A 24,139-nucleotide genomic window follows, 5' to 3' on the forward strand; every position below is an offset into this window, starting at 1 on the left:
TCAATCCCCATGTCGAGATCTCGCGTACTCCTGCATCGCCTGTGTACGTCTCGTGTTGACCGGAATCAGCCAGTTGTCCAGTTCGACAATGTGAATTGCGCCCACCCGGACCTTCGCGTCGATGGCGCCTCGGCCGAGGCAGATGTCCGCGAAACCCAGCCGGTCCGCGAAACGATACATTTGATAGTAGTCGGCGATATACAGATTCAACCCACGCGGAATCCGGCCATGGTCCAGTCCCCGAACGAGTTTGGTAAATACGCCACGGTGATCGTCGGCGTAGCTCAGTGATCCGGCCCACGGAGTATTCGAAGATTTGTCGTAGTCCAGCTTCACGAAGTATTTCTCACCTTCGGACGAGCGTGCCAGCATGCGCAGCACATCGCTCGTATAGAGGTTCCTGGCGTGTCCGTATTTGGCCACGTTCAATGCCTGAAGGCCGGCGAAATCGCGCAGAACTCGATTGTCTTCCGCTACGTCCGAGAGACGGTGTATTTCGGTTGTGCACGCCGCCTCTGCCTTCCTCGTGAGCCTGACGATTGATTTGTATTGGCTGGCTCCTACTGCGGTTCGGAGGGCGAGGTCCACATTTCGCGAAGACCGGAAGAATGCCGCCTTCATGAAGGGAACTGCAATGACATCGGCACGCCGACGGCGATCGGATCTGCGGAGGGAGGGGACCAGCAACCAGTCGGCGGTGGATGCCAGGCTCGACAACTCCGCCAGTGTCCGTTCGTCGGGCTCGTCGCACACGGGCATGTAGAAATATCCGGGTGCGACGTACGCCCGCTCGTGATGCAGAGCGGCGTCGCCGCTCACTTTGCCCTGGAGCACTGCGTTCCAGTGCGCGATGTTCCTCAGCGGAAGTTGTGGCCGTGGAACGTTGTGGCTGTTACAGAACGCATCTCGTTGGGGCAGCCATTCCATGGTCTTCCTCCTTTCCATTCCAGTTCCGATCGGCTGTCGTGCGCGACTCGCCGGAAATCTCGAGGAGGCGTCGCTCACCGTTGAACTGGAAGACTCGATTGGCGAGTTCGGTCAGCTCGGGATTGTGCGTGATGATGAAGAAGAGCGTGTCCGGCAAGGCAGAGATCAAGGCCCGGAGTACGGAGAGTTCTGCTCCCGTACTCAACTCGGAAGTCGCCTCGTCGAGAATTGCGATCGCCGGGCGATTGATCAACAGATCGAGGAGCGCCAGCCGCTGCAGTTCCGTCTTGCTCAGATTCAACTGACCGGTGGCGGGGACGGGCTCGTCGAATCCGGACGGCAGTCGGCCGACAACGTCTGCCACGTCGAGATAATCGACGACGCGGACCAATTCGAGCGGCATCGGGCTGTTGAAATGTTCGATCAGTCTTCCTGGCTTGAAGATCGGACTCGACGTCAGGAGGAGGATGTCTTCGGCGTGGGAATTCGAGACGTATCCCGTCGTCCGGCCCAATGTCGAGAGGACGCCTGTTGTCGGCTGCAGACTGCCGACAACGAGTTTCGCGAATGTCGACTTTCCGACCCCGCTCGGGCCCATGATGACCACGACGTCTCGGCTGGCGAACGACTCTGAAAAGTCCTCCAGCAGCACCGCCCCGGTGTGCGGCGCGACGTACGTTACCTCCGACAACGACACGAGCGCTGCGTCGTCGAGGGCCGCATCGGTCCGGCACGGCGCAGGGCCGGTCGGAGGCGTGCGGAGACGATCCGCGCTGTCGAGAACCTGTCTGAGGTCCACCAGGCAACGGCCCACCCGGGCGAAAACCGCGATGAGGCTGTACGAGAGACTGAGTGCGAGAACACTGCCGAGGCCGGATCCGCCGCCGGCCTGGACAAACACGGTGGAACCGACGACGACCGACAGGAAGAGCACACCCATCAGATCGAGCTTGTAATTGAACCAGCGGCGCGCGCCCGCATTGTCCATCGAAGCGAAGGCGCGATTCATCAGACTTCTGTTCAGCCAATTGACGAGGGCCGAGTTGTCGCGTGCCAAGTCGAATCTCGCCGAGCTCCAGGTAATGGCCTCGACCCGCTCCAACACGGTCGACGTCGTACCGATCTCTCTGTCGTTGAAGCCCTGCAATCGCCTTCCCGATCGCTTCGAACTGTGCCAGTACGCGAGGCACATCCCGGCAAGGGGTACCAGGACGAGAATGTTCTTGCTCAAGACGAACGCGGTAGTCGTGAGCAGCAGAGTAAGCGCACCCAGGGTATTCAGAAGTACTTCTGGCAGAAGTTCGTCGATGCGTCGTTGATCCCATGTCAGTTTGCTCTGATAGTCCTGATCGACCTCGTCGAAGGCCGACCTGGAGGGCTTTGGACTCATAACGGTCGAGAAGTAATTCCGACATTTTCGGGATGCCGCCCTGATGCTGCGCTTGACTATGAACAGGGAGGTGAAAATCGACAGGAGTGCCCCGGCGGACAGTGCGGCGATGAGGGTTGTCGCTGCTGTCCGCGCATTCGTGGTCGAAATTCCGCTGGCCGCTGTGTAGTCACCGACGATCGTCAGAACGTCGCGGCACGCAAACAGGACGCATGCGACAACCGCGACCTTCGCGACGCCCAGGCTTATCAGACTGCGGCGTGACGAGGTCGAGAATTCCGGTCGGTCCATGCCTTGGGGACGGCGAGCGACTGACCGATCCTCGGGAGCGAGCGCCCTTTTGCGGTCTCGAACAGGATTCGCCGCACGTGGTGTGAGGTTTCGCATCACCTCCACGACCTCGCCTCCGGCCACTACCCATATCTCGTCTGCAGCATCCTTTTCATCGGGCTTGTCCGTTGCATAAATGACCGTGGTGTCGTGCCACGGCCCGCGCAGAAGGGCGGCCAGCAGCCCATTCGCCAGGTCGTCGTCCAGCCCTGCTGTGGGCTGATCCAGGTAGACGAACTTCGGTTCGGCCACTATTGCCCGTGCCAGTTCCAGCCGCTTCCCCTGCCCGCGGGACACGTTCCAGCCCTCGGTCCGGTCGCGTGACTTGCTCGAGAGGTAGTCGCCGTAGAAGGTTTCGGGAAGTCGGGACAGTGTCAAGGCTCGACGGGCCTCCTCGTCGGTGAATTCGCTTCGATAGAGGCACAAGTTCTCGTAGAGCCCGCCAGGGAATATCCACGGTTCATCCGGTACGAAGAACGTTTTGCTGTTCACCTGGCTGCTCTGGCGTGCACCGATTTTCAGAACGGAGGTCTTGCCACTGCCTGCGGCGCCCACGACGGCGATGTGTTTCGCGGTCGTTGCCGGTAGGCGTGTTGGCGTCGCATCGGTGTCCGGCGGATGGGGACTGGATAGGTACCTCGCGACGTTGGCGTGCCCGACGATGCCCTGGGACAGGCTCTGGACTATGAAAGGGATGTTGTTGGCGACGGATTTCAAGCCTCCGACCAGCGCCATTGTGGACAACAGGCCTGCTGGATCGACGTATCCAAGGTGGGCCAGCTGGGTGAACACCGCGGCAAGCATGGCAACGATCGGAGTGAGTGTCGATATGAGGTTGATCCGCGCGATGAGACGCGCCGCTTTCAGGAGCGCGCGCTCCTCGCCATCTCGCTTGTCGGCATAGCGCCGAAACAGTTCGTCGTTCCAGTTCTTGAGCCACGCGAGCAGGCGATTGTTCAGCGAGAACAGGCCGACTTCGATGCGATCTGCCGCCGTCGCCGACAGTGCGGCATGTGCGGCATTCAGTTGTCTGGCGTTCCCGTAGATCACCACGGAACTGATGAGGATCACGATCAGAGCCGCCAGCGCACTCAGCCCCAGTGCCACGAAGAAGTACGCGGAGGTGAAGGTGACGGTTACGAGTGCCAGGATGATGAAAATGAGTCCTGACCAAGCATTTTCGACGCGCGCTGCCTCCCGGTCCAGCAGGGTGACCAGGTCGGCCGGTTGGCCGGAAGGGGTAATGCTGCGTTTCTTGTGCAGCAGTCGTTGTTCGACGTATGTCCGGGCTCCGATTCCTACCACGTCGGCTTGCATGAAAGTGTGGTTCAACGCAAGCCACGCCACGTACGTCAGCACGATGCAGGTGATGCCGAGCGTGAGGTTCGTCGTGAGCGCGGAATCGCCGGCGACGAGGCGCTGGATCAGCGACTTCAGCGTGATCGCGGCACCGAAGGCGCATCCTGCGTTGATCGCGATGGCCACGAGCCCGAGCACGATGTCACGACGGAGCCCGCCGAAGACGGATCTGCCGAGTCGCTCGCCTCCGAGCGCGTTCATGCTGTCCCGCTGCGCCGCGTCACACCACCGCTGCCATCTGGCGAGGTGTGAGGGGTTGGGCACAGGGTCGAGTCGAGTTCGGGGTGTGGGAACCTCGAACCAGACTACTTTCCTGAGAACGCTCAACATGTGGAGTACGTGGGGACCGCCGTGTCGGCCAGGGCGATCGACGCGATTCTGTCGCACAATTGCGTGATCATCTTCCATCCCTCGGCAAGTGCTTCGCGGAGCTCTCGAATCTCGGCCGGCGTTGCTCGATCGAGCAGATCGATCCCCATACTCACGTGCTCGCCGTCGTCTTCTCCGTGTTCTTGGAAATGCGGAATTGCCGGGAACGCTCGCGCCGCTTCCCGGTGCCAGATTTCGCCACTACCTTCCAGCACCACATGCATCAGCAGAGTGCGCACCATGTCGCTCCGGTACAGCATCTGATGCCTGAACCACTCCATAGTCGATACGAACGTCTCATCGGTGACCGGCGCGTGCACTGACCCCCGTTGGTTGCGCAGGTTGTCGTTGTGGCCCAGTTCCTCGACCAGATGGTCGAGTGCCACCTGCTTGTGCGCCACATCGGAAGTCATCGCGACACGCAGGTGCAGCAGGTCCTGAAACACGTCCGACCAGGTTTGCTGGCAGTCGAGCAGCCGTTCCCGAACGTGTGGGTCGTCGAACGAGGGGTCGTCGATCAGCCGCAACAGGTTGCTGGCTCCGAATTGCTGCAGGTACTTCTCGTTGTCCGCCAGGAGCACAGCCGCCGGATTCGGTACCTCGCCTGCAAACACCGCGTTGGGCTTCTCCGCGTCCTCGTAGAGTGCCTTGCCGTTGAACTGGATCGAGAGCGCCCAGAAACCGTCCCGGGTTCCTTCGAAGCCGTGCCAGGAGTCGCCGGGGACGAGGATCATGTCTCCCGCACCGACCTCCTGCTCAGCACTGCCCATCGTTCGTCCGGAACCCTCGCAGATCAGGATCAGGCTGGGCTCCGGGTGCTTGTGCACCGCCAGCACCTCACCGCACTCCAACCTGACCCAGCTGATGGCCACATTGCTCGCAGCAGGAATGAATTGCGCCAACTGAGGATGCTGGCTGAATATCTTGACGACACCCAGGTTGTGGACGCTCCCGCCGACAACGGCTTCGTTGATCGTCTCGAGTGCGCTTCTGGCGATGATGTGCATAGATTTCTTCCTTCTGTGGGATCGACCTGCCTCGAGTTCTGAATCGCTCCCAATCCTGGGCACGTGCCTGCCGGCCGAACAGGCACCCCAGGGTTGGAAATGTCACCTCCCCAAACGGAAAGGGTGTCGAGAAGTCTCCCTAGGGTGTCTATCTGCATTCGCCGCGCGCCGCCGAAGATGGCTGAACACCGCAGTACGGATGAGAGGCGAGTCTCGCATTGATCTCCGAAACGTTGCTCGAAGCCGAGCAGAAATTTGTTCGTTCCGGCGTGATCGGCGTCGGGGGCACGTGCGTTCAGGCTGCTGAAGCGACGACCGATGAATTGTCTGGCCGCACTGTCGAGAATGCGCTCCGGCAATGGGAATCGGGGCACACGGAGTTTCCCCACGCGGCTGTCGCGGCCCATTATCAGACAGTCGGGCGTCACGGGGTCCGGCCCCATCTGGTCGCCATGCTGCGAAATTTCCATCTCGACAACCGTGCGCATCACGTACTCGGTGCCTGGCTACCGATGACGTTCGATGCGCAGAACGGCGACTATTTGTCCTACGTCGGGCTCGACTATTTCGACCAGGTCGTCCGGTTCGACGACGCGCAGCGAGTGGACGCATTCGTTGCTGCCGCGGGCATGGACCTCGCGTTGCTGGAGGCGCGCGCACTCGGGCGGTCGGCACACGCATCACAGGTGGTCCGGGCGCGTGCCGCGACACGGGTGGTGACCCAACTCGACAGGATCGCACCCGATTTCGCGCTCGATCCTGCCGTCGCTGCGGCCGGTCTTGCGGCGCTGGCTCAGCCGTGCGCCGACTACAGTTCGTTTGCTTCGGTCGCCGCGGAGGCGCTGAATGGCGTCCCTGACGAGATCGGAAGTGCAGTTCGGTTGACATTGTTGCCGACGACTCGCCTGCACGACGAGCAGATGTTCATCCGCTGCATTCAGATCTTCGAAGGTCTGTATCGGCAAGTCGCGACCGCGATTTCGACGGCGATCCGTGAGCTGCGCCGGGGTCTGACCGCAGCGGCAAAGGAACGTCTCGACCGGGCGTCGATCCGCCTCGAAGCGGTGCCTGCGCTCTTTCGGGTTCTCACGACGATGCCGGTCGACGCCTTCGCGATCATTCGCGGGTTCACCCATGGGCGGAGCGCAGTGCAGTCGCGCGCGTTTCGTGAGGTCGAGTTCGCCTGCGCTCCACTTGATCCGCGCGACTTCGAACACGCTGGGACAATCGATATCGGGGAGGATACGTTGCAGGACGTCTATCTTGCGATGCGGAAGACACATCCGGATGTACGTGTTGTCGAGGAGTCGATGCGGCGCCTGGACCGCGCGTGGGTTGCGATGAAGCGCGGCCACTGGGGCATCACCCTGAAAGTCATCGGAACGGTACCTGGTACCGGCGGGACGGCGGGCGCGTCGTATCTAAAACATGCTGCCACGATGTCACTCTTCCCGCGGCTGTCCGAGGTGGCCTGAACATGAGCGATATCAACCACCGAGTGAGAAAACAGATCATGGGATACATCGTGTCCCAATCTATTGCAGCCGTCTGCGAGCTGGGTGTGCCCGACCGATTGGCGGACGATGCGTGCCTACTCGGCGATCTCGCGGCGAGCGTGGGAGCCGACGCCGACGCACTCGGTCGATTCCTGCGGGTACTCGTCGCGGAAGGCTTGGTTGCGGATGATGGTGGAGGACGATTCTCGTTGACGGAGGCCGGTGCGCTTCTGCGGGCGGACACTCCGGGCTCGCTTCGTCATTTGGTCGGCTTGATGTCGAACGAGGCTTACCACGTGTGGGGGCACGCAGCGCATTCGATCCGAACGGGGAAGGAATCGTTCTCAGCGGCGTTCGGCAAGCCGTATTTCGAATGGTTGTCGGCGAATCCGTCGGCAGCCGACGAGTTCGCACGGGGTCAGGCAGGGCTGGTCGAGCTGCGTTTGCTGCCATTGCTCGACCACGATTGGTCCGACGTGGGAACGGTCGTCGACGTCGGAGGCGGGACCGGCGCGCTGATCACCCGGCTGCTCGATCGGCACGCGCATCTGCGCGGAATTCTGTTCGATCTGCCTCATGTGGTCGCGGAAGCGCCGTCGGAATTTCGTTCGGCCGGCATCGGTGAACGAGCGACTGTCGTGGGCGGAAGTTTCTTCGACGACGTCCCAGGCAATGGCGACGTGTACGTGCTGTCACAGATTCTCCACGACTGGGACGACGCGTCCGCCGGCAAAATCCTCGGCATTTGCCGGCAAGCGATCCCGCCGAGCGGACGATTGTTGATTGTCGAGCAGGTCCTGCCGGAAGCGGCGACAACCCACCCCATGGCTCTGCTGGATCTCCACATGCTGGTTCTCCTGGGAGGTCGCGAGCGCACGATCACCGAATGGCGCCGGCTGTTGACCGACCACGGCTTCACGCTGGATTCGGTCACGCAAGGTCCCCGGTCGTCCGTCATCGAAGCGGTTCCGGTGTGAGCTAGCTCCCCTCGCCGGCGAGGGCGAAGAGCCCGTCGTCGGTCTGCTCGACGAGCCCGTCGATCAGCAGGGAGTGGAGAGCGCGGTCGCGTTGCCCGGGGTCGTCGAGCCACACCTGGTCGAGCAGGACGCGTTCGACGGGCGCGGTGCTTTCGCGGAGTACGGCCATGAGCTTGCCGCGCACCTGACGGTCGGTGCCTGCGAATTTCTGGACTTTCCGTCGCTCACCGGTGTGAGCGGGGCGTCCGGCGTCGACCCAGGCGCAGTTCGGCAGCGGACAGCGGGTGCAGTCGGGCGTGCGAGCGGTGCAGACGGTGGCGCCGAGTTCCATGAGGGCCGCGGAGAAGGTGGCGGCGCGGGCGCGGGTCCGGGGGAGCAGCGCGGACACGTCGGCGAGGTCGCGGGTGGTCGACGGGTTGCCGGGCTCGGCGCTTCCGTGGACGGCCCTGGCGACCACTCGCCGAACGTTCGTGTCGACGACGGGGACCCGCTGTCCGTAGGCGAAGCAGGCGACGGCCCGCGCGGTGTAGGCGCCGATGCCGGGCAGGCCGAGGAGGGTGTCGACGTCGCTCGGCACCACGTCGCCGTGTTCGGCGGCGAGCACACCGGCGCATTCGTGGAGTCGGAGCGCGCGACGCGGGTAGCCGAGCTTGCCCCACGCGCGCAGGACGTCGGCCTGGCTGGAAGCCGCCATGCGGGAGGGGACGGGCCAGCGCTGCACCCATTCCTCCCAGATCGGGGCCACCCGGACGACCGGTGTCTGCTGCAGCATGATCTCGCTCATCAGGATGTGCCAGGCGGTGACGCCGTCGCGGCGCCACGGCAGATCCCGGGCCTGGACCTCGTACCAGTTGATCAGCGCGGAGGAGTCAACGGCCACTTCGTCCTCACAAGTCCCTTCGTTCACGGGTGAAGCAGAATTTCCGGGGTCGTCATAATCCCGTCGCGACGGTGCCACACGCCCGGTGCACAATGATCCCATGCCTAATTCGAACCCGGTGTCCGCGTGGAAGGCCCTGCGTCAGGGTAACGACAGATTCGTCAGCGGCACGTCGCTCCATCCCAGCCAGGGCGTCGCCGATCGGGCGAAGCTCGTCGGCGGCCAGCACCCCACGGCCGTCCTGTTCGGTTGCGGAGACTCCCGTGTCGCCGCCGAGATCATCTTCGATCAGGGTCTGGGCGACATGTTCGTCGTCCGCACCGCGGGTCACGTGATCGACGACGCCGTTCTCGGGTCCATCGAGTACGCCGTCGGTGTGTTGAACGTCCCGCTGATCGTCGTGCTCGGTCACGACAGCTGCGGTGCCGTGAAGGCGACGCTCGACGCCCTCGACGACGGCAACGTGCCGCCCGGCTTCATCCGCAGCATCGTGGAACGCGTCGCCCCGTCGATCCTCATGGGACGCCGAGAGGGCCTCACCACCGTCGACGAACTCGAAGGTCGCCACGTGGTGGAGACCGGTGCGCTGCTCATGCAGCGTTCGCGCATCATCGCGGAGAAGGTGGAGAGCGGTGCGTGCGCCATCGCGGGCGTCACGTACAAGCTGTCCGACGGCCGCACCCACCTGCAGGGCGCTGTCGGGGACATCGGTGAGCTCACGGACTGACCGCGACACGCCGCAGCCGCTGAGCCGTTGCCGCGCGACGCCGAACTACCGTTGACGTCGTGCTGGAACCGAATGGACCGTTGCCCCCCGAGATTTACTGGCGCCGCAGGGCGCTGGCGATCGGCGGCGCCGTGGTCGTGTTGCTGCTCGTGGTGTGGTTGATCAACTCGCTGCGTGGTGGCGGTGACTCCGAGACGGATCCGGCGGCAGCGAGTTCGTCGCTGACCACTCCTGTGTCGATTTCCCCGACAGCCTCGGGTTCGTCCACGTCCAGCGGTGGTTCGGGCGGGTCCGGTGGCGGCGGCGGTGGCGCCGCTGCCGCCGGCGGCGAGGCGTCGTCGGGCACGTCCGGTTCGTCGGGGGCGTCGAGCAGCGGCGCCTCCAGCAGCGCGGCCCCCAGCGGTCAGCCGGTCGCCGCGGGTCAGTGCCCGGACCAGTCGCTGGCCATCAAGGTGGCGGCAGACAAGCCGACGTACCTGCCGGGCGAGGAGCCGAGCTTCACGACGGTCGTCACCAACATCGGCACCACCCCGTGTGAACGCGATCTGGGCAGCAGCCTCCAGCAGGTCCTCGTCTACACGATCGACGGCGCCGTGCGGCTGTGGTCCAACATCGACTGCTTTCCGCAGTCCGCGGCCGACGTGCGCACCCTCGCCGCCGGCGAGCAGGCCCAGTTCACCGTGAAGTGGTCGGCCAAGACGTCCGCTCCCGACTGCCTGACGCAGCCGGAACCCCAGCGCGACCCGGTGGGGCCTGGTGCGTACACGGTGGTCGGGCAGCTCGGTCAGCTCCGCAGCGCGCCGGAGCCGTTCAACCTCAGCTGATCCTCGGTGCGGGGTCGACGCGTGAGCGTCGATCGAATTCCTTGTCGAGGTCGGTGAGGTCCGGGTCGGCGAGCAGCGCCGCGAGCAGAATGCGGGCCTGACCTGCCCTGAGGTCGGTGGAGAACAGTGCCCCCGCCGAGACGAGGTCGTGGCCGCCGCCCCCGCCGCCGTACGTCGCGGAGGTCGGGCCGTATGGCACCCGGGTGGTGACCACGACCGGGATTCCGGCGGTCGTGCAGTCCCCGACTGCTTCGACGATCGCGGGGTTCGCGTTCCCGGATCCGAGCCCGTCGAGCACCAGCCCCCGCGCCCCGGCGGCCAGGCACGCGTCGATCTGGATGCGGTCCGCCCCCGGATAGGCGGCCACGATGTCGACGCGGGTTCCGGAGATCGGATGCCACGGCAACGGATCGAGGCGTTGCCGCCGGAGATCGCCGGTGGGTTGGACAGAGTCGGGGTGGACGGATCGGAACGCGTCGAGGGACGTCGTGTCCGCCTTACGCGTCCCCGACGCCCGGTGCAGGGCACCTCCGAACGCGATGAGAACACCCGCTCCGCGCAGGGCGGGGTCCGTTCCCGCGGCGATCGCGTCGGCCAGGTTGACCGGGGCATCGGATTCCGGATGGTCGAAGGTGCGCTGCGCACCCGTGAAGACCACCGGCCGCGGGTCGGCGTGGTGGAGGTCGACCAGGAATGCGGTCTCCTCCATGGTGTCGGTTCCGTGTAGCACGACCACCACGTCGAGCTCGGGGTCGCTCAGCTCCGAGGTGACGGCGTCGCGGACCCGGTCCATGTCGGCGAACGTCATGCTCGAACTGTCCTTCGACATCACGTCGACTACGCGGAGTTCCGTCCCGGTCCGGGCACCGGCCAGCAGATCGGAGCCTGCGACCACCGGCCTGCTGACACCTTGCCCGTCCCGCCTGCTGGCGATGGTGCCTCCGGTGGTGACGACGGCGACTTTCGGCACTGTTGTCCTTTCTTGCTAGGCGTTGGGGCGGTCCGAGGCCAGGGTCCGGATGCGGTTCCTCGCGCCGTACCACCCGATCACCAGCAGCGGGGCGATGATCGCGATGGACCCGACGGTCCAGGTCCCGACGGGGTGATCGAATGCCATCAGTATGACGACGCATCCGAGGAAGACCAGTGTCAGGAGCCCGGTGTAGGGGGCGCCGAACATCCGGAAACCGGGGCGGGTGAGTGTGCCGTCCTTCGCGAGTTTCCACAGTTTCAGCTGGCACAGCACTATGACGGCCCAGGCGCTGATGATCCCGAGTGCGGCGAGGTTCAGAACGATCTCGAATGCCTGTGTGGGAACGACGGCGTTGAGTCCGACGCCGAGCAGGATGACGAATCCGGTGAGGGCGATGCCGCCGTACGGAACTCCGGCCTTGTTCATCCGGGCGGCGAACGACGGCGCCGACCCGGCCATGGCCATCGAATGCAGTATTCGCCCGGTGGAGTACAGGCCGGCGTTGAGCGAAGACAGCGCGGCTGTGAGCACCACGAGGTTCATGACCGCGTCGGCGCCCTGCACGTTGATGGAGCCGAAGAACGTGACGAACGGGCTTTCGCCTGCGTGGTACTCGGTGTACGGGAGCAGCAGCGACAGCAGCAGCACGGATCCGACGTAGAAGACGAGGATCCGGATGATGACCGTGTTGATCGCCTTCGGGATGACCTTCTGCGGGTTCTTCGTCTCGCCGGCGGTGGTGCCCACGAGTTCGATCGAGGCGTACGCGAAGACGACGCCCTGGATCACCACGACGGCGGGCAGCAGGCCGTTGGGGAAGAGTCCGCCGTTGTCGGCGATCATGCTGAAGCCCGAGGTGTGGCCTTCGATCGGCGTTCCGAACAGCACGAAGTAGATTCCGAAGCCGAGGAACGCTGCCAGGGCGACGACCTTGATGAGCGCGAACCAGAATTCCAGTTCGCCGAACACTCTGACTGACACGAGGTTCAGCCCGAGGACGAGGACGACGGCGGCCAGGGCGAAGACCCATTGGTCGACGTTCCCGAGCGGTGCCCAGTACTTCTTGAAGAAGTTCATGTACAGCGCGACGGCGGTGACGTCGACGACGGCCGTCATCGCCCAGTTCATCCAGTACAGCCAGCCCGCGGCGAAGGCCATCTTCTCGCCGAAGAATTCGCGGGAGTACGACACGAACGACCCGGAGGTGGGCCGGTGCATGACGAGTTCGCCGAGGGCCCGCAGGATCAGGAACGCGAAGAACCCGCAGAGCGCGTAGACGAGGACGAGTGCGGGCCCGGCCTGCTGGAGGCGTCCGCCCGCGCCCATGAACAGGCCGGTGCCGATCGCTCCGCCGATCGCGATCATCTGGATCTGCCTCGGGCCGAGCGCTTTCCGGTAGCCGAGGTCTTCCTCGACGAAGATGTCTCCCGAAGTGTCGTCCTTCTCGATCGTCACGAGACCACCTCCGCGGTCGCGGTGACGGGTGTCTGCCGTGGCGAACCGGATGCTCTCAGGTTGGCGAGATGCTCGGGGCTCAGGAGTCGGTCGAGTTCGTCCCGGTCGAGCAGTCCCGCCTCGATCACGAGGTCGGCGACCTTGCGGCCGGTGATCAGCGCCTCCTGCGCGATCCGGGTCGACGCGGTGTACCCGATGTACGGGTTGAGGGCGGTGACGAGCCCGATGGAGTCCTCGACGCGGGCGCGCAGCAGATCGGTGTTGGCCGTGATGCCGAGCACGCAGCGGTCGGCAAGGATCCGGCAGGCGGCGCCGAGGTGGCGCATCCCCTCGGACAGGGAGTGCACGATGATCGGCTCGAACGCGTTGAGTTGGAGCTGACCCGATTCGGCGGCCATCGTGATGGTGACGTCGTTGCCGATGACCTCGTAGGCCACCTGGTTGAGGACTTCCGGGATCACCGGATTGACCTTGCCGGGCATGATCGACGAACCGGCCTGTACCGGTGGGAGGTTGATCTCGTTCAGTCCTGCGCGCGGTCCCGACGACAGCAGGCGGAGGTCGTTGCACACCTTGGACAGCTTGACGGCGATCCGCTTGAGCACGCCGGAGAGGTGGACGAACTGACCGACGTCCTGGGTGGCCTCGACGAGGTCCGTGGCCAGGACGAGGGGGAGTCCGGTGAGGTCCCGCAGCGTGTCGCACGCGGCCTCCGCATAGCCCGCGGGTGCGTTCAGGCCCGTGCCGATCGCAGTGGCGCCGAGGTTGATCTCGTGGACGAGAAGCGCGGCCTCGCCGAGGCGGGCGCGGTCCTCGTCGATCATCACCGAGTAGGTGGCGAACTCCTGGCCGAGTGTCATCGGTACCGCGTCCTGGAGTTGGGTGCGCCCTAGCTTCACGGTGTCGGCGAACTCCACGGCCTTGGTCGCGAACGCGTCCTGCAGGACCCGCAGCGCGTCGAGGAGGTCGTCGATCGCGAAGATCGTCGCGATGTTGACCGCCGTGGGATAGACGTCGTTGGTCGACTGACTGAGGTTCACGTGCTCGTTGGGGTGGAGTTCCCCGTATTCCCCGCGTCCGTGGCCGAGAATCTCGAGCGCCCGGTTGGCGATCACCTCGTTGGCGTTCATGTTGGTCGACGTCCCGGCGCCACCCTGGATGACGTCGACGACGAACTGCTCGTGCCAGCGGCCGTCGACGATCTCCCGGCATGCCTGCCCGATCGCGTCGGCGCGGCGGTGGTCGAGGATCCCGAGTTTCTCGTTGGCGCTCGCCGCGGCCCATTTGACGTACGCGAGTCCGCGGATCAGGTAGGGGTTGGTGGAGATCGTGCGGCCGGTGATCGGGAAGTTCTCCACGGCCCGCAGCGTGTGGATTCCCCAGTAGGAATCCGCAGGTACTTGGCGGTCGCCGAGCAGATCGTGTTCTGTTCGCGTTTCGAGCACTTGATCAATTCCTCACAGGGATTCGCGCGCTGTTGCTCTGCACGGATGCGGTGGACGGAGTCTGCTGCTCGAAGAGCGTAGATTCTCGGTCGAGCCACCCGGCTATCCACCTGCCAGGCTGTCAGACAGGTGCAATTGTTACCTCGCTCACTCGCAGTCGTCAACCCGGGACCCGCGCCGTGTTGACGTCGCCGCCGAGGCGTGAGCAGAATATCCCCATGAACCTGTCGGACAGCTGGGCAGCCAGGCGCCCTGTCACGGCGCGGGTCAGTGCCGCCGAGGCCGTCCTCGCGGATCTTCGGGACGCGATCACCTCGGGTGAGCTGTCGGTCGGTGAACGACTTCCGTCCGAAGCGTCCCTCGCGGCGCGGCACGGCGTCAGCCGGTCGGTGATCCGGGAGGCCCTGCGGTCCTGCCACGCGCTCGGGCTCACGGAGACGAAGTCGGGCCTCGGGACGTTCGTCGTCAGCGATTCGATCGCCCGCGACCTCGACTTCGGGAACTACGCGGCCAACGAACTCGTCGAGGCGCGCCCCCACGTGGAGATTCCCGCCGCCGGATGGGCGGCGCAGCGGCACACCGCCGAAGATCTCGCCGCCCTGCGTGGCCTGGTGGACCAGATGCGGGACGAGGACGACCCGCTCGTGTGGGTGTCGCTGGATGCGCAGTTCCACGCGTACATCGCCCGGACGAGCCGGAACCGCGTATTCGAATCCGTGATCGTCGACATCCGCGAAGCCCTCACCCGCCAGTCCGAAACGCTGAATCTGGTTGCGGGACGGCAGCAGAAGTCGAACGACGAGCACGACCGGATCGTGGACGGCATCGCATCCGGAAGTTACGACCAGGCCGCCCGCGCCATGGCCGAACACCTGGACGCGGTGCGGGTCGCACTGAAATCCGTGGTCGGAGAAGGTAGCCCGGCCCACCGACGGTGAGCTGCGACCACCGACGACTAGTCGTACGGGCCGGAGATCGACGTCTCGGCGAGCCGGGACAGGCCCTCTCGGATGTGGCGCGCCCACAGCCCGCCGATCCCCTCCACCGACTGCAGGTCGGCCGCCGTCGCGGCCAGCAGCGACTGCAGAGTTCCGAACGAGCCGACGAGCCGGTGAATCTGGTTGAACTGCAACCGGGGAACGCGGGTGAGGACGCGGTAGCCGCGGGGGCTCATCGGGGCCTCGAGCGCCTCGATGGTGCCCGGGTAGCCGAACGCCCGCGCCAACGTCGTCAGGTCGAGAAGGTCTGCGTCCGTGATCCTGTCGAGCGCGGTGAGCGACTTCTCGACGTCCTCGGCGGGCGCCGGGCCGGAACCGGCCAGATAGTCGCGCACGATGAGTTCCCTCGCCACGTCGTTGTCGCCGACGAGTTCCTCGAGTTGCAGTGCGAGCTGGCGCCCGTCCGTCCCGAGTTCGAGCACGTCCTGCTCGATCTCGACGGACACGCGCCGCACCATCTCCAGGCGCTGCACCACGGTCAGGGCGTCGCGGAGCGTGACGAAATCCTCGATCTCCACCACCGACAGCTGGCGGGTCACCTCGTCGAGCCGTGCCTTGTACCGCTCGAGGGTGGCCACCGCCTGATTGGCGCGCGACAGGATCGTGGCGGACCCGTCGATGACGTGCCGGATGCCGCCGACGTACACGCTGACGATGCTCATCGACTGGCTGACCGACACCACCGGGTACCCGGTCTGCATGGCCGTCCGCTCGGCGGCGCGGTGACGGGTGCCGGACTCGACGGTCGGGATCTTGTGGTCGGGCACCAGCTGGACGTTGGCGCGCACGATGCGGGACCCGTCGGTGGACAGGACCACGGCGCCGTCCATCTTCGACAGCTCACGCAGACGGGTCGGGGCGAACTCCACGTCGAGCTCGAAGCCGCCGTCGCAGATCTCTTCCATCTGCTCGTCGTAGCCGAGGACGATCAATGCGCCCGTGCGGCCGCGCAGAATGCGTTCCAGACCGTCGCGAAGTGCAGTTCCGGGAGCCAGCCGGGCAATCGTTTCGCGCAGTGCAGACGACGACTCGGCATCGTTCATCGCGCAATACTCCCGCTGAGGTAGACGTCACTTGTCGGGGACCGCCGCGGAAACACGTCCGGACCCGCGTTTAGATTACCTATCCATGAGTGGTACCTGGACTTTGCCCGACGACCTGACCCTGCCCGGACTGGTCGACAGCTTTCCCGCCGCAGGTCAGCCGGTGCCGCACCACTGGTCGAGGTGCTTCGGGTGCGGAGACCAGTCGCCCGCCGGGATGTCGATGAGCTTCACCGCCGGGGACGGTCTCGACGTGTGGGGGCGCCTCGAGGTGGCACCCCGCTACCAGGGCGGTCCGGGGGTGATCCACGGCGGCATCCTCTCGACGGCGTTCGACGAGGCGCAGGGCATGGTGTGCCGGTCGATCGCAGACGGACCGGTGGTCACCGGGCATCTCGAGATCGACTTCGCCAGGCCCATCCCGCTGGGTTCCGTCCTCGAATTCCACGCGCGGGTCGACGGGTCGATCCGCCGCAAGGTGTATACGAGCGCCGAGGCGCGCATCGTCGAGGGGCCGACGGCGGACCCGGACGTGGTGGTGGCGACGTCGCGGGGTCTGTTCCTCACCGTCACGGCCGAACACTTCGAGAAGACGAAGGACTTCGTGGACGGTGTGCCGGAACGCCCGTTCGGCACGTCGTCCATCTGAGCAGTACTACCGCAGCGACGCGATCGCCGCTGCCAGGTTCCCCACCTCGGTGATCTTCATGCCCTTCGGCGCCGCCCCGGAGTCGAGGGGAACGATCGCGCGGGTGAACCCGAGGCGGTGCGCCTCGGCGAGCCTGCGCCCGACGCCGGGCACCCGGCGCACCTCGCCGGCCAGTCCCACTTCGCCGAGGATCACGAGCCCGTCCGGAACGGGACGGTCCCTCACCGCGGACGCGACGGCGAGGGCCAGCGCCAGGTCCGCGGACGGCTCGGTCATCCGAATCCCGCCGACGGTGGCGGCGTAGACGTCGTTCTTCGCGATCGGCACCCCGCACCGGCGGTCGAGCACGGCCAGGACCATGGCCACCCGGGCGCTGTCGAGTCCGCTCACGGCGCGGCGGGGTGCGGGCATGGACGTGGCGGCGACGAGGGCCTGCACCTCACCGAGGAGGGGCCGTTTGCCGTCCATCATGACGGTGACGGCGGTTCCGGGAACGGCCTCGGCGCGGTGGTGGAGGAACAGTCCGGACGGGTCGCTGATGCCGGCGATGCCGTCTTCGCGCAGTTCGAAGCAACCGACCTCGTCGGCGGCACCGAACCGGTTCTTGACGCCGCGCACCATCCGTAGCGTCGAATGCTTGTCGCCCTCGAAGTGCAGCACCACGTCGACGAGATGCTCGAGTGATCGCGGGCCGGCGACCGCACCGTCCTTGGTGACGTGGCCGATGAGGAGCACCGGCACCCCGCTGGCCTTCGCGAGGGAGGTGAGGGCGCTGGTGACGGCCTTCACCTGGGTGACACCGCCGACCACGCCGTCGACGTCGGCGGCCAGCATCGTCTGCACCGAGTCGACGATCAGCAGGGTGGGACGCACCTGCTCGACGTGACCGAGGATGGTCGCGAGATCGGATTCGGCGGCGAGATAGACCCGCTCGTGGACGGCGCCGGTGCGGTCGGCCCGCAGTCGCACCTGCCCGGCCGATTCCTCGCCGGTGACGTAGAGCGACCGGTCGTCCGGGCCGCGCCGGGCCCACTGGTGGACCACCTCGAGGAGCAGGGTCGACTTGCCGACGCCGGGTTCGCCTGCGAGGAGAACGACGGAACCGGGCACCACACCGCCGCCGAGAACACGGTCGAGTTCGTCGATGCCGGTGGGCTTGGCGCGGGTGGACGTGCTGTCGATCCGCGTGATCGGAGTGGCCGGGGTGGACGGAAGGACCGCTCCGGCTCCCGCTTTCGCGAGCGAGGCGCCGGGGCGGCTCGTGACGGACGCGACGATCGGGGCCTCGTCCATCGAGCCCCAGCTACCGCACTCGGGGCACCGCCCGACCCATTTGGGAACCGTGCACTGGCACGACGAGCAGCGGAAGCTGGATTTGAGTTTGGCCACCCGGCCAGCCTAGGTATCGGGTCCGACAGCGGACCCGATCCGGCTGCTAGTGTCCGCCGCCCTCGGCTTCGGTGCCGGGCGACTTGTCGGAGACGTGCCGCTCGGTCTCGTGGCCCGCGTCGACGGGAACGGACACGGTGATGTCTCCGGCCTTCTCGAACGCGAACGTGACGGGGAAGGTGAGGCCCGGGCGGACGCCTTCCTTCAGGCTGTTCAGCGTCACCAGTACGACGTCGGTCGGCGCGTCGGCGGTCTCGTCCGTCTCGGCGGCGGCGTCCGCGCTTGCTTCGGCGTCCCCGACCGGCAGACCGGCGACGAGCGCGCTCTGCGGCGGGATCTCGAGTCCGCCGGACTTCTCGCCGAGCGTGACGGACCCCGCGAAGTCGGTGCTGATGCGGGTCAGCTTGTCCGGGGTGTCCTCGTTGTTGTTGATCGCGGTGAACGCCAGGACGGCGTTGCTCCCCGGCTCGAGGCTGTACTCGGCGGAGTTGGGGTAGACCACGTGCACGTTGCGCAGGGCGATCGACCCGGACTCCGCGCTGTTGCCGTTGACCGCGGCGACCTGACTCGACGTCTGGGTGATCTGGCCCGCACTGCACGCGGACAGCGCGAGGGCTGCGCCGGCAGCGAGAGCGACGGCGGTAGCGACTCGGCGAGTCGACTTGTCGAGAGCAGTCACGAGTTGTCCTCCGGTGTCAGGTTCGCACTTCAACTAGGCAGAGTAGTAGTTCGCTCGCGTGGCCTGCTCGCTGGGTACTCACAATGGTTGTCTGCGTGCGGTTTCGGCGCCGGAGAACGGCCTCATCGGGGTGTCCGGAATGCACGTATCGGGACACCTGTCAACCCCTAGGGTCAGGCCATGATGCCCCTGACCTGCACCGTTGATGCGACCAGGATCCGGACACGTGTTAAACTCGAATGATCGAAAGGGGCACGGGACAGATGATTTTTAAGGTCGGAGACACCGTCGTATACCCCCATCACGGTGCGGCGCTGATCGAAGCTATTGAAACCCGCACCATCAAGGGTGAGCAGAAGGAATATCTCGTTCTCAAGGTTGCTCAGGGCGATCTCACCGTACGGGTTCCCGCAGACAACGCAGAGTACGTGGGCGTACGCGACGTCGTCGGCCAGGAAGGTCTCGACAAGGTCTTCCAGGTACTGCGGGCTCCGCACACCGAAGAACCCACCAACTGGTCACGCCGCTACAAGGCGAATCTCGAAAAGCTCGCGTCCGGTGACGTCAACAAGGTCGCCGAGGTCGTTCGTGACCTGTGGCGTCGTGAGCAGGACCGCGGCCTGTCCGCGGGAGAGAAGCGCATGCTCGCGAAGGCGCGGCAGATTCTCGTCGGCGAACTCGCGCTGGCCGAAGGCACCGACAGCGACAAGGCCGAGACCATCCTCGACGAGGTCCTCGCGGCCGCGTCCTAGACAGTCGCGATTCACACAGTGGCCGAGGCAACAGGTCCTGTAGTCGCGCTGGTTCCCGCCGCAGGTCAGGGAGTGCGTTTGGGTGAGAACAAGCCCAAGGCATTCGTTGATCTCGGTGGGACGACCATGCTGACACGCGCGGTCGACGGGCTCCTGCAGTCGGGGGCTGTCGACCGCGTCGTCGTGATCGTGCCGGAGGAACTCGTCGAGTCGACGCGCAGCCTCCTCCCCGGTGACGTCACCGTCGTCGCGGGTGGGAGTGAGCGGACCGATTCGGTTCGCGCCGGACTCGCCGTCGCGGACGACGCCGAATACGTCCTCGTGCACGACGCAGCCCGCGCTCTGACGCCGCCGTCGCTCATCGCGCGGGTGGTCGCGGAGCTGCGGTGCGGCCGCAGCGCAGTCATCCCCGTCCTCCCGGTGGCGGACACCATCAAGACCGTCGACGTTCTCGGCGCGGTCACCGGCACCCCCGAACGGTCCGAACTGCGGGCCGTGCAGACTCCGCAGGGTTTCACCGCGGAACTGCTCCGCCGCGCGTACGCCGCCGCCGACGGCATCGCCACGGACGACGCAGGCCTGGTGGAACGGCTCGGCGAGCGGGTCCGCAGCATCGTCGGAGAACCCACAGCATTCAAGATCACGACGCCGCTGGACCTCGTGCTGGCCCGCGCGCTGGTGGAAGATGGAGCGCACTAGTGCGAGTCGGAATCGGGACGGACGTCCACCCGATCGAGCAGGGACGGCCGTGCTGGATGGCGGGCCTGCTGTTCGAGGACGAGAGCGGCTGCGCGGGTCATTCCGACGGCGACGTCGCCGTCCATGCACTCTGCGACGCCCTGCTCTCCGCCGCCGGCCTCGGCGATCTCGGCTCCGTCTTCGGAACCGGCAGGCCCGAGTGGTCCGGGGTGAGCGGCGCCGCGATGCTCGCGGAGGTCCGCCGGCTCCTGGAAGAGGGCGACTTCGGTGTCGCCAACGCCGCGGTCCAGGTGATCGGGAACCGGCCGAAGATCGGACCGCGCCGGAACGAGGCACAGAAGGTGCTCAGCGACATTCTGGGAGCCCCGGTTTCGGTGTCCGCGACCACCACGGACGGGCTCGGTCTCACCGGCCGCGGCGAGGGGATCGCCGCGATGGCCACCGCATTGGTCATTCCCGATCGAAGCGCCAGGTAGGATCGCTGGTCGTGACCCTGCGCCTATTCGACACCGAGACGCGGGCCTTGCGTGACTTCGCTCCGCTGGCCCCTGGACACGCATCGGTGTACCTGTGTGGCGCCACGGTGCAGGGCGACCCCCACATCGGTCACGTACGCAGCGGCGTCGCCTTCGACGTGCTGCGACGCTGGCTGCTCGCCCACGACTACGACGTGGCGTTCGTCCGCAATGTCACGGACATCGAAGACAAGATCCTGAACAAGGCCGCCGAGGCGGGCAGGCCCTGGTGGGAGTGGGCCGCCACGTTCGAGCGGTCCTTCACGTGGGCCTACCAGCAACTGGGTGTGCTGCCGCCGTCCGTCGAGCCCCGTGCCACCGGGCACATCACGCAGATGGTCGAGATGATGCAGCGCCTCATCGACAACGGCCACGCGTACGCGGCGGGCGGCGACGTCTACTTCGACGTCCGCAGCTACCCGCAGTACGGCAGCCTGTCCGGGCACAAACTGGACGACGTGCACCAGGGCGAGAGCGCCGGTGAATGCAAGCGCGACCCCCGCGACTTCACGCTGTGGAAGGCGGAGAAGCCGGGCGAGCCGTCGTGGCCGACGCCGTGGGGCCGCGGCAGGCCGGGCTGGCACCTCGAGTGCTCCGCGATGGCCGAGTTCTATCTCGGGGCGGCGTTCGACATCCACTGCGGTGGCCTGGACCTGGTGTTCCCGCACCACGAGAACGAAATCGCGCAGGCCAAGTGCGCCGGCGACGACTTCGCGCAGTACTGGCTGCACAACGGCTGGGTCACCATGGGTGGCGAGAAGATGTCGAAGTCGCTCGGCAACGTTCTCTCCGTGCCGAACGTGCTGAAAAAGGTTCGGCCGCAAGAGCTTCGGTACTACCTGGGTAGCGCCCACTACCGGTCGATGCTCGAGTACTCCGACACCGCGCTCGACGAGGGCGCGGCCGCGTACCGCCGCATCGAATCGTTCGTCACGCGCACGCAGGAGCGCGCCGGTGAGGTCGAGGTCGGCCGGTGGACGGACGCGTTCGCTCGCGCTCTCGACGACGACCTCGCCGTCCCCGCCGCACTCGCCGAGGTGCACGGCAAGGTCCGCGAGGGCAACATCGCGCTCGACGGGGGAGATCTCGAGGGCGCGCGCGTGATCGCGTCGCAGGTCCGGGCCATGCTCGGAATCCTCGGCGTCGACCCGCTGGACGAGCACTGGACTCAGGAGACCGCGGACGCGTCCGCGGCAACCGATGCCCTGGACGTTCTGGTCCGGGCCGAACTCGAGCGCAGGCAGACTGCCCGCGCCGAGAAGAACTGGGCTGTGGCCGACGAGGTGCGTGACCGTCTCATCCGGGCGGGCATCGAGGTCACCGATACCCCCAACGGGCCCGAGTGGTCTCTCAAGGCAGGACAGTAGTAATGGCTGGAAATTCGAGTAGGCGCGGAGCCATCCGCAAGGCCGGCACCAAGAAGGGACAGGTCGCCGGTTCCGGTGGCCAGCGTCGCAAGGGGCTGGAAGGTCGTGGCGCCACGCCGCCCGCGGAGGCCCGCACCAAGCACCCCGCCGCCAAGCGGGCCGCCCGCGCCGCGCGGGACGCCGAGAAGCAGCCGGGCCGCGGTCGTCAGACCGCAGGTCGCAAGGTGCTCGACGGCCCCGAGAACGTGCTGGGCCGCAACCCCGTCGTCGAGTGCCTGCGTGCCGGTGTCCCCGCGACCGCACTGTACGTCGCGGTCGGGACCGAGAGCGACGACCGTCTGAAGGAATCCGTCCAGCGGGCGGCCGACGCGGGCATCTCCATCCTCGAGGTTCCCCGCACAGATCTCGACCGGCTCAGCGCCAACGGCATGCATCAGGGCATCGCGTTGCAGGTGCCGCCGTACCGCTACGCGCACCCCGACGACCTGATCGCGGAAGCCCGCAAGCACCAGGAGGCGCCGCTGCTGGTGGCCCTCGACAACATCACCGACCCCCGCAACCTCGGTGCCGTCGTCCGGTCGGTGGCTGCGTTCGGTGGTCACGGTGTGGTCATCCCCGAGCGGCGCAGTGCGTCGGTCACCGCGGTGGCGTGGCGCACGAGCGCCGGTGCCGCCGCGCGTCTGCCGATCGCCCGCGCCACCAATCTCACTCGCACGCTGAAGGATTGGGCGTCCAAGGGCGTCCAGGTGGTAGGGCTCGACGCGGGTGGCGACACCACGCTCGACGAGTTCGACGGCAGCGGCCCGGTGGTCGTCGTGGTCGGCTCCGAGGGCAAGGGACTGTCGCGTCTGGTGCGCGAGAACTGCGACGCCATCCTCAGTATCCCGATGGCAGGACCCGTCGAATCGCTCAACGCGTCTGTCGCCGCGGGTGTCGTGCTCGCCGACATCGCCCGGCGCCGCCGGAGTTAGATTTCTGCCCCGATCACTTCGGGATCGGCGACGTCACCACCCGGTGGAAGCGCACCCGGTGCCCGGGCCGTAGCTGCGCGGCCATCGGCAGATCGGCCTCGGCGACCACGGCGATCACCGGATAGCCGCCCGTCACCGGATGGTCGGCGAGGAACAGGATCGGCTGACCGTTCGGGGGCACCTGCAGGGCACCCGCCACCATGGCCTCGCTCGGCATCTCGTCCCGCACGGATCGATGCAGCGCTCCCGGGCCCTCGAGTCGCGCCCCCACCCGGTTGGTGTCGGAACTGACCGTCCACGTCTCGCGGAGAAGGGCGTCGACGGACGCGGGCGTGAACCAGTCGTCCCGCGGTCCGAGCCGGACACGCATCGTCAGCGGATTCTCGGGGGTGACGGGTGGCGGGATGATCTCGTCCGCGGGCCAGTCGCCGGCATCCGCACCCACGAGCAACCGGTCACCCTCGGCGACGGGACCGGGGCCGAGGCCCGACAGTGTGTCGGTGGACCGGCTCCCCATCACCGCGGGCACGTCGAAACCTCCCCGCACCGCGACGTAAGTGCGCAGCCCCTCCGGCGCGAACGCGATCTCCAGCAGGTCGCCGGTGTTCAGGTGCAGCATCGTGTAGTCGGGTCGGGGTTTGGAATTGACGGTGACGGGGTTGCGGGCGCCCGTGACGGCGACGGAGACGGTCCCGGTCGCCCGCACGGCGAGCCCACCGAGCGTGACCTCCAGGGTGGCTGCGTCGGAGTGGTTGCCCACCAACCTGTTTGCGCTGTCGTGCGCGTCGCGGTCGGCGGCACCCGACTCGCCGACACCGATGGACGCGTACCCGGGGCGGCCACGATCCTGCACGGTGGTGAACGGTCCGGTGCGCACGACCTCGAGCCAAGCCATCGTCCGATTGTCCCGCATCCCCG

22 protein-coding genes are annotated in these 24,139 nt (G+C 66.3%); 11 read left to right on the forward strand and 11 right to left on the reverse strand.

Annotation, left to right across the window (positions count from 1 at the left end):
• Genes I1A62_RS31525 through I1A62_RS31535 form a run of 3 tightly spaced genes read right to left on the reverse strand, consistent with a single transcriptional unit; the run spans position 1 to position 5,382 of the window.
• On the reverse strand, positions 1–927 hold the full coding sequence (locus tag I1A62_RS31525; RefSeq protein WP_219456178.1) for a hypothetical protein: 927 nt from the start codon (positions 925–927) through the stop codon (positions 1–3).
• Complete coding sequence (locus I1A62_RS31530) at positions 893–4,336, reverse strand: ATP-binding cassette domain-containing protein (protein ID WP_219456180.1); 3,444 nt, start codon at positions 4,334–4,336, stop codon at positions 893–895. The genes I1A62_RS31525 and I1A62_RS31530 overlap by 35 nt, the downstream gene beginning before the upstream one ends.
• Positions 4,330–5,382 (reverse strand): cupin domain-containing protein, encoded by a 1,053-nt coding sequence (locus I1A62_RS31535; protein ID WP_219456182.1) that lies wholly within the window; start codon positions 5,380–5,382, stop codon positions 4,330–4,332. Before I1A62_RS31535 ends, I1A62_RS31530 begins: the two co-directional genes overlap by 7 nt.
• A 218-nt stretch (positions 5,383–5,600) precedes the next feature.
• Between I1A62_RS31535 and I1A62_RS31540 the strand changes: the two genes are divergently transcribed.
• Positions 5,601–6,857: a hypothetical protein gene (locus tag I1A62_RS31540; protein ID WP_219456184.1), complete on the forward strand. Its 1,257-nt coding sequence runs from the start codon at positions 5,601–5,603 to the stop codon at positions 6,855–6,857.
• A 140-nt stretch (positions 6,858–6,997) separates the two neighbouring features.
• Positions 6,998–7,855 (forward strand): methyltransferase, encoded by an 858-nt coding sequence (locus I1A62_RS31545; protein WP_257890593.1) that lies wholly within the window; start codon positions 6,998–7,000, stop codon positions 7,853–7,855.
• Position 7,856: 1 nt separating this feature from the next.
• On the opposite strand, the gene I1A62_RS31550 is transcribed toward I1A62_RS31545, so the two are convergent.
• Complete coding sequence (locus I1A62_RS31550; RefSeq protein WP_219456185.1) at positions 7,857–8,735, reverse strand: A/G-specific adenine glycosylase; 879 nt, start codon at positions 8,733–8,735, stop codon at positions 7,857–7,859.
• A 100-nt stretch (positions 8,736–8,835) separates the two neighbouring features.
• On the opposite strand from I1A62_RS31550, the gene I1A62_RS31555 reads away from it, so the two are divergent.
• Both I1A62_RS31555 and I1A62_RS31560 read left to right on the forward strand, forming a co-directional pair.
• Positions 8,836–9,462: a carbonic anhydrase gene (locus I1A62_RS31555; RefSeq protein ID WP_087559736.1), complete on the forward strand. Its 627-nt coding sequence runs from the start codon at positions 8,836–8,838 to the stop codon at positions 9,460–9,462.
• Positions 9,463–9,521: 59 nt separating this feature from the next.
• The gene (locus I1A62_RS31560) at positions 9,522–10,286 is read left to right on the forward strand and encodes a hypothetical protein (RefSeq protein WP_124391715.1); all 765 of its coding nucleotides are present in this window, start codon (positions 9,522–9,524) and stop codon (positions 10,284–10,286) included.
• Here I1A62_RS31560 and I1A62_RS31565 read toward each other — a convergent pair.
• The 3 genes from I1A62_RS31565 to I1A62_RS31575 are packed head-to-tail and all read right to left on the reverse strand — an operon-like array spanning position 10,279 to position 14,159.
• Positions 10,279–11,256, reverse strand: a complete 978-nt coding sequence (locus I1A62_RS31565; RefSeq protein ID WP_219456187.1) for an asparaginase — start codon at positions 11,254–11,256, stop codon at positions 10,279–10,281. The genes I1A62_RS31560 and I1A62_RS31565 overlap by 8 nt on opposite strands.
• Before the next feature lie 15 nt (positions 11,257–11,271).
• Positions 11,272–12,714: an amino acid permease gene (locus I1A62_RS31570; protein WP_124391713.1), complete on the reverse strand. Its 1,443-nt coding sequence runs from the start codon at positions 12,712–12,714 to the stop codon at positions 11,272–11,274.
• Entirely contained in the window at positions 12,711–14,159 is a 1,449-nt protein-coding gene (locus tag I1A62_RS31575; RefSeq protein WP_219456188.1) for an aspartate ammonia-lyase, read from the reverse strand. Before I1A62_RS31575 ends, I1A62_RS31570 begins: the two co-directional genes overlap by 4 nt.
• A gap of 218 nt (positions 14,160–14,377) precedes the next feature.
• Here I1A62_RS31575 and I1A62_RS31580 point away from each other — a divergent pair, with 218 nt between their 5' ends.
• On the forward strand, positions 14,378–15,097 hold the full coding sequence (locus tag I1A62_RS31580; protein WP_124391711.1) for a FadR/GntR family transcriptional regulator: 720 nt from the start codon (positions 14,378–14,380) through the stop codon (positions 15,095–15,097).
• A gap of 17 nt (positions 15,098–15,114) precedes the next feature.
• Here the strand turns inward: I1A62_RS31580 and disA are convergent, their stop codons facing one another.
• On the reverse strand, positions 15,115–16,200 hold the full coding sequence (gene disA, locus I1A62_RS31585; protein WP_012691546.1) for a DNA integrity scanning diadenylate cyclase DisA: 1,086 nt from the start codon (positions 16,198–16,200) through the stop codon (positions 15,115–15,117).
• Between the two features lie 85 nt (positions 16,201–16,285).
• Between disA and I1A62_RS31590 the strand changes: the two genes are divergently transcribed.
• Positions 16,286–16,849 carry a PaaI family thioesterase gene (locus I1A62_RS31590; protein WP_124391710.1) on the forward strand — a complete coding sequence of 188 codons (564 nt, stop codon included), beginning with the start codon at positions 16,286–16,288 and terminating at the stop codon, positions 16,847–16,849.
• 6 nt (positions 16,850–16,855) lie between these two features.
• Here the strand turns inward: I1A62_RS31590 and radA are convergent, their stop codons facing one another.
• Both radA and I1A62_RS31600 read right to left on the reverse strand, forming a co-directional pair.
• Positions 16,856–18,238, reverse strand: coding sequence for a DNA repair protein RadA (radA, locus tag I1A62_RS31595; RefSeq protein WP_219456190.1), 1,383 nt, complete (start codon positions 18,236–18,238; stop codon positions 16,856–16,858).
• A gap of 46 nt (positions 18,239–18,284) precedes the next feature.
• Positions 18,285–18,917, reverse strand: a complete 633-nt coding sequence (locus I1A62_RS31600) for a hypothetical protein (RefSeq protein ID WP_124391708.1) — start codon at positions 18,915–18,917, stop codon at positions 18,285–18,287.
• Positions 18,918–19,180: 263 nt separating this feature from the next.
• On the opposite strand from I1A62_RS31600, the gene carD reads away from it, so the two are divergent.
• Genes carD through rlmB form a run of 5 tightly spaced genes read left to right on the forward strand, consistent with a single transcriptional unit; the run spans position 19,181 to position 23,221 of the window.
• Positions 19,181–19,669, forward strand: coding sequence for an RNA polymerase-binding transcription factor CarD (gene carD, locus I1A62_RS31605; protein ID WP_005262216.1), 489 nt, complete (start codon positions 19,181–19,183; stop codon positions 19,667–19,669).
• 18 nt (positions 19,670–19,687) lie between these two features.
• Positions 19,688–20,368 (forward strand): 2-C-methyl-D-erythritol 4-phosphate cytidylyltransferase, encoded by a 681-nt coding sequence (ispD, locus tag I1A62_RS31610; RefSeq protein ID WP_219456192.1) that lies wholly within the window; start codon positions 19,688–19,690, stop codon positions 20,366–20,368.
• Positions 20,368–20,844 carry a 2-C-methyl-D-erythritol 2,4-cyclodiphosphate synthase gene (gene ispF, locus I1A62_RS31615; RefSeq protein ID WP_219456194.1) on the forward strand — a complete coding sequence of 159 codons (477 nt, stop codon included), beginning with the start codon at positions 20,368–20,370 and terminating at the stop codon, positions 20,842–20,844. Before ispD ends, ispF begins: the two co-directional genes overlap by 1 nt.
• Positions 20,845–20,855: 11 nt before the next feature.
• The gene (cysS, locus tag I1A62_RS31620) at positions 20,856–22,250 is read left to right on the forward strand and encodes a cysteine--tRNA ligase (protein WP_219456196.1); all 1,395 of its coding nucleotides are present in this window, start codon (positions 20,856–20,858) and stop codon (positions 22,248–22,250) included.
• A 2-nt stretch (positions 22,251–22,252) separates the two neighbouring features.
• The gene (rlmB, locus tag I1A62_RS31625; protein ID WP_072947412.1) at positions 22,253–23,221 is read left to right on the forward strand and encodes a 23S rRNA (guanosine(2251)-2'-O)-methyltransferase RlmB; all 969 of its coding nucleotides are present in this window, start codon (positions 22,253–22,255) and stop codon (positions 23,219–23,221) included.
• A 13-nt stretch (positions 23,222–23,234) separates the two neighbouring features.
• Here rlmB and I1A62_RS31630 read toward each other — a convergent pair whose 3' ends face one another.
• Complete coding sequence (locus I1A62_RS31630; protein WP_219456197.1) at positions 23,235–24,116, reverse strand: biotin-dependent carboxyltransferase family protein; 882 nt, start codon at positions 24,114–24,116, stop codon at positions 23,235–23,237.
• Positions 24,117–24,139: the final 23 nt, after the last annotated feature.

This window comes from Rhodococcus sp. USK10 (genome assembly GCF_019378875.1).
Lineage (GTDB): Bacteria > Actinomycetota > Actinomycetes > Mycobacteriales > Mycobacteriaceae > Rhodococcus_F > Rhodococcus_F pseudokoreensis.

Coding starts and splice junctions, on each gene's coding strand:
- I1A62_RS31555 (WP_087559736.1), top strand. CDS start 8,836: ATGCCTAATTCGAACCCGGTGTCCGCGTGGAAGGCCCTGCGTCAGGGT.
- I1A62_RS31530 (WP_219456180.1), bottom strand. CDS start 4,336: ATGTTGAGCGTTCTCAGGAAAGTAGTCTGGTTCGAGGTTCCCACACCC.
- I1A62_RS31590 (WP_124391710.1), top strand. CDS start 16,286: ATGAGTGGTACCTGGACTTTGCCCGACGACCTGACCCTGCCCGGACTG.
- rlmB (WP_072947412.1), top strand. CDS start 22,253: ATGGCTGGAAATTCGAGTAGGCGCGGAGCCATCCGCAAGGCCGGCACC.
- I1A62_RS31535 (WP_219456182.1), bottom strand. CDS start 5,382: ATGCACATCATCGCCAGAAGCGCACTCGAGACGATCAACGAAGCCGTT.
- I1A62_RS31630 (WP_219456197.1), bottom strand. CDS start 24,116: ATGGCTTGGCTCGAGGTCGTGCGCACCGGACCGTTCACCACCGTGCAG.
- carD (WP_005262216.1), top strand. CDS start 19,181: ATGATTTTTAAGGTCGGAGACACCGTCGTATACCCCCATCACGGTGCG.
- disA (WP_012691546.1), bottom strand. CDS start 16,200: ATGAACGATGCCGAGTCGTCGTCTGCACTGCGCGAAACGATTGCCCGG.
- I1A62_RS31525 (WP_219456178.1), bottom strand. CDS start 927: ATGGAATGGCTGCCCCAACGAGATGCGTTCTGTAACAGCCACAACGTT.
- I1A62_RS31580 (WP_124391711.1), top strand. CDS start 14,378: ATGAACCTGTCGGACAGCTGGGCAGCCAGGCGCCCTGTCACGGCGCGG.